General features: G+C 65.5%; 11 protein-coding genes. 7 read left to right on the top strand and 4 right to left on the bottom strand.

What is annotated here, in order from left to right; translation table 11 throughout:
* Positions 1 to 29 precede the first annotated feature (29 nt).
* The 7 genes from QZ546_RS09205 (at position 30) to glgX (ending at position 12380) form a co-directional block, all read left to right on the top strand.
* Positions 30 to 1340 carry an Nramp family divalent metal transporter gene (locus tag QZ546_RS09205; protein WP_294236384.1) on the top strand — a complete coding sequence of 437 codons (1311 nt, stop codon included), beginning with the start codon at positions 30 to 32 and terminating at the stop codon, positions 1338 to 1340.
* Between the two features lie 90 nt (positions 1341 to 1430).
* Positions 1431 to 3863 (top strand): glycogen/starch/alpha-glucan phosphorylase, encoded by a 2433-nt coding sequence (locus QZ546_RS09200; protein ID WP_294236381.1) that lies wholly within the window; start codon positions 1431 to 1433, stop codon positions 3861 to 3863.
* Positions 3860 to 6013 (top strand): 1,4-alpha-glucan branching protein GlgB, encoded by a 2154-nt coding sequence (gene glgB, locus QZ546_RS09195; RefSeq protein WP_294236379.1) that lies wholly within the window; start codon positions 3860 to 3862, stop codon positions 6011 to 6013. Before QZ546_RS09200 ends, glgB begins: the two co-directional genes overlap by 4 nt.
* Positions 6014 to 6091: 78 nt before the next feature.
* Positions 6092 to 7354 (top strand): glucose-1-phosphate adenylyltransferase, encoded by a 1263-nt coding sequence (gene glgC, locus QZ546_RS09190; protein WP_294236377.1) that lies wholly within the window; start codon positions 6092 to 6094, stop codon positions 7352 to 7354.
* Positions 7355 to 7362: 8 nt separating this feature from the next.
* Complete coding sequence (glgA, locus tag QZ546_RS09185) at positions 7363 to 8817, top strand: glycogen synthase GlgA (protein WP_294236375.1); 1455 nt, start codon at positions 7363 to 7365, stop codon at positions 8815 to 8817.
* Positions 8814 to 10439, top strand: coding sequence for an alpha-D-glucose phosphate-specific phosphoglucomutase (locus QZ546_RS09180; RefSeq protein ID WP_294236373.1), 1626 nt, complete (start codon positions 8814 to 8816; stop codon positions 10437 to 10439). Before glgA ends, QZ546_RS09180 begins: the two co-directional genes overlap by 4 nt.
* A gap of 144 nt (positions 10440 to 10583) precedes the next feature.
* Positions 10584 to 12380 (top strand): glycogen debranching protein GlgX, encoded by a 1797-nt coding sequence (glgX, locus tag QZ546_RS09175; RefSeq protein WP_294236371.1) that lies wholly within the window; start codon positions 10584 to 10586, stop codon positions 12378 to 12380.
* On the opposite strand, the gene cyoD is transcribed toward glgX, so the two are convergent.
* From cyoD to cyoA, 4 genes are read right to left on the bottom strand one after another with little or no spacing between them, the layout of a single operon-like run.
* A complete protein-coding gene (gene cyoD / locus QZ546_RS09170; protein WP_294236369.1) occupies positions 12377 to 12760 on the bottom strand; it encodes a cytochrome o ubiquinol oxidase subunit IV in 384 nt (127 codons plus the stop codon). The two genes, glgX and cyoD, sit on opposite strands and share 4 nt — an antisense overlap.
* Complete coding sequence (locus QZ546_RS09165) at positions 12757 to 13392, bottom strand: cytochrome (ubi)quinol oxidase subunit III (protein WP_294236366.1); 636 nt, start codon at positions 13390 to 13392, stop codon at positions 12757 to 12759. Before QZ546_RS09165 ends, cyoD begins: the two co-directional genes overlap by 4 nt.
* A complete protein-coding gene (gene cyoB, locus QZ546_RS09160; protein WP_294236364.1) occupies positions 13389 to 15401 on the bottom strand; it encodes a cytochrome o ubiquinol oxidase subunit I in 2013 nt (670 codons plus the stop codon). Before cyoB ends, QZ546_RS09165 begins: the two co-directional genes overlap by 4 nt.
* Complete coding sequence (cyoA, locus tag QZ546_RS09155; RefSeq protein ID WP_294236363.1) at positions 15398 to 16285, bottom strand: ubiquinol oxidase subunit II; 888 nt, start codon at positions 16283 to 16285, stop codon at positions 15398 to 15400. The genes cyoB and cyoA overlap by 4 nt, the downstream gene beginning before the upstream one ends.
* Positions 16286 to 16317: the final 32 nt, after the last annotated feature.

Genomic DNA, 16317 nt, shown 5'->3' with positions numbered 1-16317 from the left:
CTCGGAAACTCCGTCACATCTTCAGGCCGATGACCGTAGCCACGCCCGCCACCCGCTCGCTAGCCGAAAGCCATCGTTCGATCGTCATTCCGGAGGGCGCGTCCTTCCTGCGGCGGCTGTTCGCCTTTGCCGGGCCGGGCTATCTGGTCGCGGTCGGCTATATGGATCCGGGCAACTGGGCGACCGACATCGCGGGCGGATCGGCCTATGGCTATGCGCTGCTCTCGGTCATCCTGCTGTCCAACATCATGGCGATGATCCTTCAGGCCTTGTCGGCGCGCCTCGGCATCGCCGCCGGGCTTGACCTGGCGCAGGCGTGCCGGGCAGCCTATTCCAAACCCGTCTCGCGCATCCTCTGGCTGCTCTGCGAGATCGCGATCATCGCCTGCGATCTGGCCGAAGTGCTGGGCACCGCCATCGCGCTGCAACTGCTGTTCGACCTGCCGCTCGTCTGGGGCGTCCTCATCACCGGGTTCGACGTCTTCCTGATCCTGGCGCTCCAGCGTTACGGGTTCCGGAAGGTCGAGGCATTCATCATCGCGCTCCTCCTCATCATCGGCGGCTGTTTCCTCTATGAGCTGATCGCCTCGCGCCCCGATCCGGGCGCGGTGATGGCCGGGTTCGTGCCCACCACCCGCATCCTGACCGACCCGGCGATGCTCTACATCGCGATCGGCATCCTGGGCGCGACGGTGATGCCGCATAACCTCTATCTGCACTCCTCGGTGGTACAGACCCGTGCGTTCGGCCTGACGACCGAGGGCAAGCGCGATGCGATCCGGATGGCGACGATCGACAGTACCGTCGCGCTGTTCTTCGCCTTCTTCATCAACGCCGCGATCTTGATCGTCGCCGCCGCCACCTTCCATGTCGCGGGCCGCACAGACGTCGCGGAGATCGACCAGGCTTACCGCCTGCTCGCCCCGATGCTGGGCGCGGGCGCGGCGAGCGTGGTGTTCGGCGTGGCGCTGCTCGCCTCGGGTCAGAATTCGACCGTCACGGGGACGCTCGCCGGGCAGATCGTGATGGAGGGTTTCCTCGACCTGCGCCTGGCGCCCTGGCTCCGGCGGCTGATCACCCGCGGCCTCGCCATCGTGCCCGCCGTGCTGGTCGTGGGGGCCAGCGGACAGGCGGGCGCGACCAAGCTGCTCGTCCTCAGCCAGGTGATCCTCAGCCTGCAACTGCCCTTCGCGGTGGTGCCGCTGGTCCGCTTCACCGCGAACAAGGGCATGATGGGGCCATTCGCCAGCCCGGTCTGGCTGCGAATCCTAGCCTGGTTTATTGCGGCCATCATTATCGGCCTTAATCTGACCCTACTCTGGGGCATCACGAGGGGCTGAGCGTCTTCGCCATTGCGAGATGTTGGCGCGTGACTTCGGATCGCACGCGATTAAGCTGGCGAGAACTGGGACACAGGGATCGCCGAATCGATGACGACCACCATCACCACTTTGCACGTCGACGACACCGGACCGCTGGCCGACGCCATTGTCGACACGCTGGTGCACCGGATCGGCAAGGATGCCGCCAATGCGCGGCCGCACGACTGGCTGGCCGCCACCATCCTGACCGTCCGCAACGACATCATCGAACGCTGGATGGCCTCCACCCGCGAAGCCCATGCGGCGGGCGCCAAGCGGGTCTATTATCTCAGCCTGGAGTTCCTGATCGGCCGGCTGCTGCGCGATGCGCTGTCGAACATGGGGGTGATGGCGCAGGTGGCCGGTGCGCTCCAGGCGCTGGGCGTCGACCTTGCCGAGCTGGAGGAGATCGAACCCGACGCCGCACTGGGCAATGGCGGCCTGGGACGGCTGGCGGCGTGCTTCATGGAGAGCTTGGCCAGTCTCGACCTGCCCGCTTACGGCTATGGCATCCGCTATGTGAACGGCATGTTCCGCCAGCGGATCGACGATGGCTGGCAGGTCGAGCTGCCCGAGACCTGGCTCAGCCACGGCAATCCCTGGGAATTCGAGCGCCGCGAGAGCGCCTATTTCGTCGGCTTCGGCGGAGAGGTGATCGGGACCGAGAGCGGCGCGGTCCACTGGAAGCCCGCCGAGGCGGTCGAGGCGGTGGCGTTCGACACCCCCGTGGTCGGCTGGCGCGGCAAGCGGGTCAACACGCTGCGGCTATGGACCGCGCAGGCGATCGACGAGATCCGGCTCGATCGGTTCAATGCGGGCGACTATAGCGGCGCGCTGGCGGGACAGCTGGCGGCCGAGACGCTGGTCCGCGTCCTCTATCCGTCGGACAGCTCGCCCGCGGGGCAGGAGCTGCGGCTGCGGCAGGAATATTTCTTCTCCTCGGCCTCGATCCAGGACATCGTCCGGCGGCATGTCCAGTATTTCAAGGATATCCGCACCCTGCCCGACAAGGCGGCGATCCAGCTGAACGACACCCATCCGGCGGTGTCGGTCGCCGAGCTGATGCGGTTGCTGATCGATCATCACGATCTGGGCTTCGACGAGGCGTGGGACATCACCCGCCGCACCTTCGGCTATACCAACCACACCCTGTTGCCCGAGGCGCTGGAAAGCTGGCCGCTGCACCTGTTCGAGCGGTTGCTGCCGCGCCACATGCAGCTGATCTATGCGATCAACGCCAAGCTGTTGCGCGAGGCGCGGGGCATGGCGGGTGTGGACGACCGCGCCATCGCCGCGATCAGCCTGATCGACGAGGGCGGCGAGCGGCGGGTGCGCATGGCGAACCTGGCCTTTGCGGGCAGCCACAGCGTCAACGGCGTGGCGGCGCTTCATACCGAGCTGATGAAGAAGACGGTCTTTGCCGACCTCCATCACCTCTATCCGACGCGGATCAACAACAAGACCAACGGCATCACCCCGCGCCGCTGGTTGCAGCAATGCAATCCACAGCTAACCGCGCTGATCCGCGAGGCGATCGGACCGGCGTTCGAGGATGACGCGGAAAAATTGATAGCGCTCACGGATTTTGCGCAGGACGCGAATTTCAGGGAACGCTTTCTGGCAATCAAACGTTCCAACAAGGTGGGGCTGGCAAATTATCTCCGGGAATCGAGTGGGCTGCGCATAGACCCGGATGCGTTGTTCGACGTCCAGATCAAACGCATCCACGAATATAAACGCCAGCTGCTCAACATCATCGAGACGGTGGCGCTCTACGATCAGATCCGCAGCCACCCCGAGCGCGACTGGACCCCGCGCGTCAAGCTGTTCGCCGGGAAAGCGGCGTCGAGCTATCACAATGCCAAGCTGATCATCAAACTGGCCAATGACGTCGCCCGCCGGGTCAATTCGGACCCCAGCGTCGGCCATCTGCTGAAGGTCGGCTTCGTGCCGAACTACAATGTCAGCCTGGCCGAGAAGATCATCCCCGCCGCCGACCTGTCCGAACAGATTTCGACCGCGGGCATGGAGGCGTCGGGCACCGGCAATATGAAGTTCGCGCTCAACGGCGCGCTGACCATCGGCACGCTCGACGGCGCCAATGTCGAGATCAAGGAGCATGTCGGCGACGAGCATATCGTCATCTTCGGCCTGACCGCCGACGAGGTCGCCGCCCAGCGCCGCGACGGATACAATCCCCGCGCGGTGATCGAGGGTAGCCCGGAACTGCGCCAGGCCGTCTCCGCCATCGCCTCAGGCGTGTTCTCGCCCGACGATCCCGGTCGTTATGCGGGATTGATGGGCGGGCTGTATGACAGCGACTGGTTCATGGTCGCCGCCGATTTCGACGCCTACACCGCTGCGCAGCGCAGCGTCGATGCCCGTTGGCAGGATCAGGCGGGCTGGGCGACCTCGGCCATCCACAATGTCGCGAAAGTCGGATGGTTCTCCTCCGATCGCACCATCCGGCAATATGCCGAGGAAATCTGGAACGTGATGTGAAGCCACCCCGTGCCGCCTTGGAAGCCCTGATCGAAGGCCGCAACGCCGATCCGTTCGCGTTGCTGGGGCCGCATCAGGGCCCGGGCGGCACGTTTTTGCGGGCCTTGGTGCCGGGGGCGGAGACGATCACCGCCTTCGACCTGAGCGGCACCGAACTGGGCACGCTGGACCAGGTCGATCCGCGCGGGCTGTTCGAGGGTGCGGTCGAGGGCCCTGCCCAGCCGGTCAAATACCGTGCACAGGGGCATGGCGCGGAATGGTGGATCACCGATCCCTATAGTTTCGGGCCCGTGCTGGGGCCGGTCGATGATTTCCTGATGGGCGAAGGCAATCACTTCCGCCTGTACGACAAGATGGGCGCGCACCTGATCGAGCATCAGGGCGTGGCGGGCGTGCACTTCGCCGTCTGGGCCCCCAATGCCGAGCGGGTGGCGCTGGTCGGCGACTTCAACGACTGGAACCCCGGCCGCCACGTCATGCGCCGCCGCCTCGATGTCGGCGTCTGGGAAATCTTCATCCCCGATATCGGCGAGGGCCGAGCGTACAAGTTCGCCATCACCGGCCCGCATGGTGCGGAACAGCCGATGAAGGCCGACCCGTTCGCCTTTGCCGCCGAACTTCGCCCCAAGACCGCCTCGATCACCACCGCTCCCCCCGCGCATCGCTGGCACGACAAGGCGCACCGCGAACATTGGGCGGGCGTCGATCCGCGTCGCGTCCCGATCAGCATCTATGAGGTTCATGCCGGGTCCTGGGACCGCGACGAGAATGGCTGGTATCTCAGTTGGGACGCGCTGGCCGAGCGGCTGATCCCCTATGTGGTCGAGATGGGCTTCACCCATATCGAATTCCTGCCCATTTCCGAGCATCCTTACGACCCCAGCTGGGGCTATCAGACGACGGGTCTCTATGCCCCATCCGCGCGGTTCGGCGATGTGGAGGGGTTTTCGCGTTTCGTCGATGGTGCGCACCGCGCCGGGGTGGGCGTGATCCTCGACTGGGTGCCAGCCCACTTCCCCACTGACGCGCATGGCCTGTCGCATTTCGATGGCACCGCGCTCTATGAGCATGAGGATCCGCGCCAGGGTTTCCATCCCGACTGGAACACCGCCATCTATAATTTCGGGCGGCGCGAAGTGGCGAGCTTCCTCGTCAACAATGCGCTCTTCTGGCCCGAGCGTTACCATATCGACGGGCTTCGCGTGGATGCCGTCGCCTCGATGCTGTACCGCGATTACAGCCGCAAGGACGGCGAGTGGGTGCCCAACGAACAGGGCGGCCGCGAGAATTGGGAAGCGGTCGAGTTTCTCCGCCAGGTCAACCGGCAGGTATACGGCCAGCATCCCGGCGTCTTCACCGTCGCCGAGGAATCGACCGCCTGGCCCGGCGTCTCGGCCCCTGCGCATGACGGCGGGCTGGGCTTCGGGTTCAAGTGGAACATGGGCTTCATGCACGACACGCTCCAATATATGGCGCGCGAGCCGGTGCATCGGCGGCACCATCATGGCGAGATCCTGTTCGGCCTCCATTACGCCTTTGACGAGAATTTCGTCCTGCCGCTCAGCCATGACGAGGTCGTTCACGGCAAGGGCAGTCTCCTCACCAAGATGGCGGGCGACGACTGGCAGAAATTCGCCAATCTGCGCGCCTATTACGCCTTTATGTGGGCCTATCCGGGCAAGAAGCTGCTGTTCATGGGCCAGGAATTCGCCCAGCGCGAGGAATGGTCCGAAGATCGCCCGCTCGACTGGCATCTGCGGTGCAGCCATGCGCATGAGGGTGTGCGCTCGCTGGTCCGCGATCTCAACCATCTCTACCGCGACACGCCCGCGCTCCATGCCCGCGACTGCGAGCGCGAGGGCTTCGAATGGCTGGTCGCGGATGACAGCGCGCATTCGGTCTTCGCCTGGCTGCGCAAGGCGCCGGGCGAGAAGCCGGTCGCGGTGATCGCCAACATGACGCCGGTCGCCCGCGCGCCCTATCGCCTGCCGCTGCCCCATGACGGCCGTTGGACCGAGGTGCTGAACTCCGACGCGGCCCAATATTGGGGATCGGGGCTGGGCAATATGGGGGGCGTGGATGCCAGCGACGGTGCGGCCTGGATCACCCTGCCGCCGCTCGCCACCGTCATCCTGCGGTTCGACGGATGATCCAGATTTAGACCTTTTCACGAATATCAACGCGTGGCCGGCGCGTTGTGATACTAACACACGGACAGGAGACGGACGATGGACCTGAGGCGCGGACAACCGCTGGCGCGCGATGCCATGGCCTATGTGCTGGCGGGCGGCCGTGGCAGTCGGCTGATGGAACTGACCGATACCCGCGCCAAGCCCGCCGTCTATTTCGGCGGCAAGGCGCGGATCATCGACTTCGCTTTGTCCAACGCGATCAATTCCGGCATCCGCCGCATCGGCGTGGCGACCCAGTATAAGGCCCACTCGCTGATCCGGCATCTTCAGCGCGGCTGGAACTTCCTGCGCGACGAACGCAACGAAAGCTTTGACATCCTGCCCGCCAGCCAGCGGATCAGCGAATTTCAATGGTATGAGGGCACCGCCGATGCGGTCTTTCAGAATATCGACATCATCGAGAGCTATGCGCCCGAATTCATGGTCATCCTGGCGGGCGACCATGTCTACAAGATGGACTATGAGCTGATGCTCCAGCAGCATGTCGATAGCGGCGCCGACGTCACCGTCGCCTGTCTGGAGGTCACCCGCGCCGAGGCCAGCGCCTTCGGCGTGATGCATGTCGACGAGACCGACCGCATCGTCGATTTCGTCGAAAAGCCCGCCGATCCGCCCTCCATCCCCGGCAATCAGGACGTGTCTCTGGCGTCGCTCGGCATCTATGTCTTCCGCACCGCCTTCCTGTTCGAACAGCTGCGCCGCGATGCCGAGACGCCCGGCTCCGCCCGCGATTTCGGCAAGGACATCATCCCCTATCTGGTCGAACACGGCAAAGCCCAGGCGCACCGTTTCTCCGCCAGTTGCGTGCGCTCGCATGACGAGCCTGGCGCCTATTGGCGCGACGTCGGCACGGTCGACGCCTATTGGGAGGCGAGCCTGGACCTGACCGACGTGGTGCCGCAGCTCGACCTGTACGACCGCAGCTGGCCGCTCTGGACCTATGCCGAGATCACGCCGCCGGCCAAGTTCGTCCATGATGTCGAGGGACGGCGCGGGTCGGCGGTGGCCAGCCTGATCGCGGGCGACTGCATCGTGTCGGGATCATCGATCAACCGCTCGCTGCTGTCGACCGGCGTGCGCACGCATAGCTATGCCTCGCTGAACGAGGCCGTCGTCCTGCCCTTCTGCCAGATCGGACGCGGCGCGCAGTTGCGGCGCGTGATCCTGGATCGCGGCGTCAAGATTCCCGACGGGCTGGTGGTCGGCGAAGACCCGGTGCTCGACGGGCACCGGTTCCGCCGCACCGATAAGGGCATCTGCCTGATCACACAGCCGATGATCGACCGTCTGGCCAACTGAAAGTCCCCATGACCCTTTCCGTCCTGTCGGTCGCCTCGGAGGCGTTCCCACTCATCAAGACCGGCGGCCTGGCCGATGTGGTCGGCGCGCTGCCCGAGGCGCTGGCGCCGCACGACATCGCCGTCACCACGCTGATCCCCGGCTTTCCGAAGGTCATGCGCGCGATCGGCGAGGACGCGCCGCGCGTCCATCACTGGACGCACATCATCGGCACCGAGGCCTGGCTGCGCGAGGCGATGATCGGCACCCACCGGCTGCTGGTGATCGAGGCGCCGCAGCTTTGGGCGCGCGAGGGGCTTCCCTATGTCGACAATGCCGGGAACGACTGGCCCGACAATTGGCGGCGCTTCGCCGTGCTGGCGCGGGCAGGCGCGGACCTCGCCTCTGGCGCGGTGCCGGGTTATGATTTCGACCTGCTCCACGCGCATGACTGGCAGGCAGCGCTCGCTCCCGCCTTCCTCCATTATGCCCCCGGCCCGGGCAAGGTCGCCAAGAGCATCGTCACCATTCACAATATCGCCTTTCAGGGCTCGTTCGCGGCGCACCACTTCCCCGATCTGGGACTGCCGGCGGAGGCTTGGTCGGTCGACGGCGTCGAATATTATGGCCAGATCGGCTATCTGAAGGCCGGCCTGCGCACCGCCGACGCGATCACTACGGTCAGCCCCACCTATGCCGAGGAAATCCACCGCGCGCAGTATGGCATGGGGCTGGAGGGCCTGATCGCCGCCCGCGCCGAGTGCGTCAGCGGCATCGTCAACGGCATCGACCCGGCCATCTGGAGCCCCGGGGCCGATGCCGCCCTGCCCGTCCCCTTCTCCGTCGAGACACTGGACGATCGTATCGCCAACAAGCGCGCGGTCGAAAAGGCGTTCGGGCTGGACGAGGATGATAGCCCGATCTTCACCGTCATCAGCCGCCTGACCTGGCAAAAGGGCATGGACGTGCTGGTCGAGGTGGTGGACGATCTGGTCGCGCTGGGTGGACGGCTGATCGTGCTGGGCACGGGCGACCCGGCGCTGGAGATCGCCTTCGCCACGGCCGCGCTGCGCCATCCCGGCCGGGTCGCGGTGCGGATCGGCTATGACGAGCCGGTGTCCCATCTGCTTCAGGGCGGGTGCGACGCGATCCTGATCCCCTCGCGGTTCGAGCCGTGCGGCCTTACCCAGCTTTACGGCCTGGCCTATGGCTGCGTCCCCGTAGTAGCCCGCACCGGCGGACTGGCCGACACGATCATCGACGCCAACGAGGCCGCGCTTGCCATGGGCGTGCCCACCGGGCTGCAATTCGACAATGTCACCACCGACAATATCGTCGCGGTGCTGCGTCGCACTATGAGACTATATGCCGATCAAGACCAATGGCGGACCATGCAGGTCAATGGCATGAATGCCGACTATAGCTGGCACCATAGCGGCCGCCACTATGCCGAACTCTATCGATCCGTGCTGGGGAACCCATGATCAAGACCGTCGCGACCGAGCCCTATCTCGACCAGAAGCCGGGCACATCCGGCCTGCGCAAGAAGGTCCGGGTCTTTCAGCAGCCCAACTATGCCGAGAATTTCCTCCAGTCGGTGTTCGACGCGCTAGGTGACGAGAAGATCGGCCAGACGCTGGTGATCGGCGGCGACGGCCGCTTCCTGAACCGAGAGGTGATCCAAGTCGCGATCCGCATGGCGGCGGCGAACGGCTTTGCGCGCGTGGTCGTCGGCCAGGGCGGCATATTGTCGACCCCGGCGGCGAGCAACGTGATCCGTCAACGTAAGGCGCTGGGCGGGCTGGTCCTGTCCGCCAGCCACAATCCCGGCGGGCCGGACGAAGACTTCGGCATCAAATACAATATCGCGAATGGCGGCCCCGCGCCTGAAAAGGTGACCGACGCGATCCATGCCAACACCAAGACGATCAGCCGCTGGCTGACGGTCGAGGCGGACGACATCGACCTCGATACGCTGGGCGAGGTGACGGTGGGCGGCATGACCGTCGAAGTGATCGATTCGGTCACCGACTATGCCGCACTCATGGAAAGCCTGTTCGACTTCGCCGCGATTCGAGCAGCGGTCGAGGGCGGCTTCACCATGTCGTTCGACGCGATGAGCGCGGTGACCGGGCCGTATGCGACCGAAATCCTGGAGAACCGGCTGGGCTTTGCCAAGGGCACGGTCCGCAACGGCACCCCGTTCCCCGATTTCGGCGGGCATCATCCCGACCCCAATCTGGTCCATGCGAAAGAGCTGTACGACCGGATGATGGCCCCCGACGCGCCCGATTTCGGTGCGGCGTCGGACGGGGACGGCGACCGTAACCTGATCATCGGGCGCGGGCGCTTCGTCACGCCCTCGGACAGCCTGGCGATGCTGGCGGCGAATGCGCATCTGGCGCCCGCTTATGCCGGTGGCCTGAAGGGCATCGCGCGTTCCATGCCGACCAGCGCCGCCGCCGACCGCGTGGCCGAGAAGTTGGGCATCCCGGCGTACGAAACGCCGACCGGATGGAAGTTCTTCGGTAATCTGCTTGATGCCGGGATGGCGACCATCTGCGGCGAGGAGAGCGCAGGGACGGGCTCGGACCATGTGCGTGAGAAGGACGGGCTGTGGGCGGTGCTGCTCTGGCTCAACATCCTCGCCGCCTCGGGCAAGTCGGTCGACCAGATCGCGCGCGATCACTGGGCGACTTATGGCCGCAATTACTATGCGCGTCATGACTATGAGGGCGTCGAGAGCGAGCGCGCCGATGCGCTGATGGCGGACCTGCGCGCCAAGCTGCCGACCCTGCCGGGCGAAACGTTCGCCGGGCTGACGGTCGAGACGGCGGACGACTTCGCCTATACCGACCCGACTGACCAGTCGGTCAGCCGCAACCAGGGCATTCGCGTGCTGTTCGTGGGCGGCAGCCGCGTCGTGTTCCGCCTGTCGGGCACCGGCACCAGCGGCGCGACCCTGCGGGTGTATCTGGAGCGCTACTCGGACGACGAACTCGACCGCGAGACGCCCGAGATGCTCGCCGACATCATCGCGGCGGCAGACGAGATCGCCGGGATCACCCAGCACACCGGGCGCACCGAACCCGATGTGGTGACGTGATCCTACCTTCTTCCTCCCCTGCAAGGGGAGGTGGCAGTCCGCAGGACTGACGGAGGGGTGTCACCATCAGCGGGAACACCCCTCCACCACCGCTTCGCGGCGGTCCCCCTCCCCTTACAGGGGAGGAATTGCCATGCTGCCGCCATGACGAATCAGCCCGCCCTCCCCCTCGGCGCAACGCCGGTCCCCGGCGGCACCCGCTTCGCCGTCCGCTCGACCGCCGATCGGGTGGAATTGTGCCTGTTCGACGGCCCGCAGGAACGCCGCGTCGCCATGACCCGCGAGGGCGATGTCTGGAGCGCCACCGTTCCCGGCCCTGCCCATCTCTACGGCTATCGCGCGCATGGCGAGTACGACCCGGCGTGCCACCTGTGGTTCGACCCCGCCAAGCTGCTGGTCGACCCATATGCGCTCGAACTCGACCGCCCCTTCGTCCAGTCCCCGCGCCTTGGCCGATATGGCGAGGACACCGCCGACATCGTCCCGCGCGCCCGCGTCGTCGCCCCGCTGACCGAGTCCCCAGCCCCGCCGCTCTTTCAGCCGGGCGGGCTGATCTATGAGCTGAACATACGCGGCTTCTCGATGCGCCATCCCGCCATTCCGCCGGAACAGCGGGGCACGCTGGCGGCGCTCGCGCATCCGGCGGTGCTCGATCACCTGCGCAAGCTGGGTGTGGCGGCGGTCGAACTGATGCCGATCACCGCCGCGATCGACGAGCGGCATCTGCCGCCGCTCGGCCTGCGCAATGCCTGGGGTTATAACCCGGTCGTGCCGATGGCGCTCTGCCCCGAACGGGTGCCGGGCGGTGTCGCCGAGCTGGTCGCCACCGTCGCGGCGCTCCGCGAGGCGGGGATCGGCGTCATCCTCGACCTCGTGTTCAACCATATGGGCGAGAGCGATGTGCAGGGCGGGACGCTGTCCTTCCGGGGACTGGACCCGGACGTCTATGCCCGCACCGCCGAGGGAACGCTGATCAACGACGCAGGGACCGGCAACACGCTCGACGCCAGCCGCCCGAGCGTGCGCGCCATGATCCTGGATAGCTTGCGCCATTTCGCACGGGCGGGGGTGGACGGCTTCCGCTTCGACCTCGCGCCGGTGCTGGCGCGCGGGCCGGGGTTCGATCCGCACGCGCCGATCTTTGCCGAGATCGCCGCCGACCCGATCCTGTCCAGCCGCATCATGATCGCCGAACCCTGGGACATCGGCCCCGGCGGCTATCAACTCGGGGCCTTTCCCGAGCATTGGCTGGAGTGGAACGATAGATACCGCGATCAGGTGCGCCGCTTCTGGCGCGGCGACGGGCGCAGCGGCGACCTGGCGACGCGGATCGCGGGGTCGGCGGATGTCTTTAGCAGCCCGGCCAGCCGCTCGGTCAATTTCGTTGCCGCACACGACGGCTTCACCCTGGCCGACATGACCGCCTTTGCCGAGCGCCACAACCACGCCAATGGCGAGGACAATCGCGACGGGCATAGTGACGAGGTGGCGTGGAACCATGGGCGAGAGGGGCCGACCGACGATCCGGCCATCCTTCATGCCCGCCAGCAATCCGTCCGCGCGATGCTGGCCACGCTGTTCCTGTCGCGCGGCACCCCGATGCTGACCGCCGGCGACGAGTTCGGCCGCAGCCAGCGGGGCAACAATAACGGCTATGCGCAGGACAATGACACGACCTGGCTCGACTGGGCGAATCGTGACGAGGCGCTGGAGGATTTCGTCGCCGCGCTTAGCGCCTTCCGTCGCGAGACGCCGCTCGACTGGACCGACTGGCTGGAAGCGGCCGAATGGCGCACGCTATCGGGCGATTCCATGGGACCCGACGACTGGAACGGCGACGGCTTCGCGCTGCACCTGCCGCTCGGCGACGAAAGCCTGATCCTCCGCTTCGACCGGGCACGCGGCGTCTCCGCCATCCGGGGACCGGCGATCCAGAGCTAAGGCGTCGCCATCGGCCCCATCAGATTGTGGTTCAAATGCCCCATGATCCAGATGGACCCCAGCAGCACCAGCGCCACGATCAGCACCCCGAACAACAGCGCCAGCACATTGTTGCTGTTGTCGGGCCCGGTGGTGATGTGCAGGAAGAACACCAGATGCACCCCCATCTGCCCGATCGCCAGCGCCACCAGCGCGGCGGGGACGGCGGGCCCCCAGACGATGTCGAACTGGACGAGCGCGAAGGACGCCGTGGTCAGGATCGCCGCGGCAACCAGCCCGATCGCATAGCTGCGGATGCCGCCGACGATCGAGTCGCGCTCGCCATCGACACCCGGCGCGGTTTCGTCGCGGGCCATTTCCTCGTCGGGCCGCTGGCTCATCCCCGCACTCCCATCAGATAGACCATGGTGAACAGCGCCACCCAGATGATGTCGAGCGCGTGCCAGAACAGGCTGAAGCACAGGATGCGGCGCAATATGTCTTCGCGAAACCCCTTGGCCCAGGTCTGCGCCATCATCGTCGTCAGCCAGAGCAGCCCCAGCGTGACGTGCAACCCATGGCACCCGACCAGCGCGAAAAAGGCCGACAGGAACGCGCTGCGCCCCGGCCCCGCGCCTTCGCCGATCAGGTGGAGGAACTCATAGGCTTCCAGCGCCAGGAACCCGGCGCCGAGCAGCCCGGTCGCCGCCATCGCGATCTGGAACCAGCGCATGTCGCGCGCCAGCGTCGCAATCCCCGCAAGGCCGCAGGCAAAGCTGGAGAGGAGAAGGAGCACCGTCTCCGTCTCGACCAGCTTCAGCTCGAACAGGTCCTTGCCCGAGGGGCCGCCAGCTGTCGCATCCTTCAGCACCGCATATCCGGCAAAGAAGCAGGCGAACAGGATGAAGTCCGACAGCAGGAAGATCCAGAAGCCATAAGACACGACGATCCGCTTGGGCGCGGGGCCGTCCGGATTGGGCTCGGCCGCGCGGCCCAGCTTGTTGGGATCATGAGTCTGTGCCGCGCCGCTCATGACAGTGCCTCTTCGGGCAGGTCGAGCAAAGTCGCCTTGCTGCGACGGCGCGCCTGGTCCAGCCGTTCGACCTCGTCGACCGGGATTTCATACTCCGCCTTATCGCGCCACGCGAAGACCACGAACGTCCCCCACGCGCCGAAAAAGCCCAGGATCACCAGCCACCAGATATGCCAGATCAGCGCAAAGCCCATGGCGGTGGCGAAGAAGGCGCTCACGACACCGGTCGGCGAATTGCGCGGCATCTCGATCGGCTCGTAATCGGGGCGGTCGGACAGGCGCCGGTTCTCGCGCGCCTTGGCCTTGATACCCCAATAGGCTTCCTCGCCCTTCACATCGGGCAGCACCGCGAAGTTGAAGACCGGCGGCGGCGAGCTGGTGATCCATTCCAGCGTGCGCCCGTCCCACGGGTCGCCGCTCTCATCGACCCGGTCTTTCCGGTTCTTGATCGAGACATAGAGCATCATGACCTGACAGATGATCCCGCCCAGGATCAGCAGCGCCCCGATCCCCGCCACGATCAGCCAGGGATGCCAGCCGGGCACGTCATAATGCTGCATCCGCCGCGTCATGCCCATCAGACCCAGCACGTAGAGCGGCATGAAGGCGACATAGAAGCCACTGATCCACAACCAGAAGGCACGCTTCCCCCAGATCTCGTCCAGGGTGAAGCCGAACATCTTGGGGAACCAGAAGGTAAAGCCCGCAAAGGCGCCGAACAGCACACCGCCGATGATGACATTGTGGAAATGCGCGACCAGGAACAGCGAGTTGTGCAGCACGAAATCGGCCGGGGGCACCGCCAGCATCACGCCCGTCATGCCGCCGATCACGAAGGTGACGATGAACCCGATCGACCACAGCATCATCGACGAATAGCGGATACGCCCGCCATACATGGTGAACAGCCAGTTGAAGACCTTTACCCCGGTCGGCACCGCGATGATCATCGTCGTGATGCCGAAGAAGCCGTTGACGTCGGCGCCTGCCCCCATGGTGAAGAAATGGTGCAGCCAGACCATGAAGGACAGGATGCAGATCACCATAGTCGCGATGACCATCGAACGATAGCCGAAGAGCGGCTTGGACGAGAAGGTCGAGATGATCTCGGAAAACACGCCGAAGGCGGGCAGGATCAGGATATAAACTTCCGGATGGCCCCAGGCCCAGATGAGGTTCACGAACATCATCTGGTTGCCGCCCGCATCGCTCGTGAAGAAGTGGAAGCCCAGATAGCGGTCGAGGATCAGCATCCCGAGCACGGCGGTCAGCACCGGGAAAGCCGCGACGATCAGCAGGTTGGAGGCCAGCGACGTCCAAGTGAACATCGGCATCCGGCTGTATCCCATGCCCGGCGCGCGCATCTTCAATATGGTGGTGACGAGGTTCACGCCGGACAGCAGCGTGCCCATCCCCGATATCTGCAGCGCCCAGAGATAATAATCGACGCCGACCCCGGGCGAGAAGCGCAGCTCGGACAGCGGCGGATAGACCAGCCAGCCGGTCTTGGCGAACTCGCCGATGACCAGGCTCATATTGACCAGCAATGCGCCGCTGCACGTCAGCCAGAAGCTGACCGAATTGAGCGTCGGGAACGCCACGTCGCGCACGCCCAGTTGCAGCGGCACGACGAAATTCATGAGGCCGATCATGAAGGGCATGGCCACGAAGAAGATCATGATCGTCCCGTGCGCCGAGAAGATCTGGTCATAATGATCCGGCGGCAGATAGCCCTCGCTATTATAGGCCAGCGCCTGTTGCGAGCGCATCAGCAGCGCGTCGGAAAAGCCGCGCAACAGCATCACGCCCGCCAACAGGCAGTACATGATGCCGATACGCTTGTGGTCGACGCTCGTGATCCATTCGTTCCAAATGTACGGCAGATGCCCGCGCCGCCACACCCAGACGAACACGCCCAGCAGCACCAGCCCGATCACGCCCGCCGACACCAGCGGCAGCGGTTCGTGGAACGGGATCGAGTCCCAGCCGAGCTTGCCGGTCAGGCTCATTGCTCGCGCCCGTCCTTGGCCTGGTCCGCCTCCGGCGCGCCGTTGCGCATCACGATCTGGTCGTAAAGACCGGGCTGAAGCCGAGGATAGCTGGCGGGGCGGACATTGCGGCTGGGATGCGCCATCGCGACGAACTCGGCCCAGTCGAGCGTCTTGCCCTGCCCCCCGCGCGCAGTCGCGACGAAGCGGTCGAAGGCGCCCTGCGGCACCGCGTCGACGAAGAAGTCCATATCGGCAAAGCCCTCCCCGCTATAATGCGCCGACAGCCCGCGATAGCGCCCAGCCTTGTCGGCGCGCAGGTGAAGCGTGGAATCCATGCCCGACATGGCGTAGATCTGGCTGCCCAGCTGCGGCACGAAGAAGCTGTTCATGACCCCTGCCGAGGTGATGCGGAACTTCACCGGCGTGCCGACCGGCACGACCAGCCGGTTGATCGTCGCGATCCCCTGTTCGGGATAGAGGAACAGCCATTTCCAGTCGGTCGCGACGACCTCCACGGTCATCGTCTTCGCCTTTGAGGCGATGGGCTTGGGCGGGTCGAGATCATGGCTGCCGATCCAGGCGATGCCGCCCAGGAACATGATGGCGAGCGCCGGGATCGACCAGACCAGCAGCTCCAGCCGCCCCGAATAGGCCCATTCGGGCAGATGCTTGGCGCGGGTGTTGCTCGCGCGGTACCACCAGCCAAAGGCGAAGGCCAAGACGATCACCGGCACGACGATGGCCAGCATCACCGCCAGCGAATTGAAGAAGATGCTACGCTCGCCCGAGGCGATCGGCCCGGCCGGGTTCAATATGCCCGGCTCGCAGGCGGAAAGCGCGACGCATGGTCCAAGCCACGCGAAACGCGCTGGAATCTTGGCGAGGCGCGGACCACGGAGCATTCAGGCGGTGAACGGCGGCCTCCTGCTTTCGT

The organism is uncultured Sphingomonas sp. (genome assembly GCF_913062585.1).
Taxonomy (GTDB): Bacteria; Pseudomonadota; Alphaproteobacteria; order Sphingomonadales; family Sphingomonadaceae; genus Sphingomonas.
This window is presented reverse-complemented; position numbering and strand designations above follow the sequence as displayed.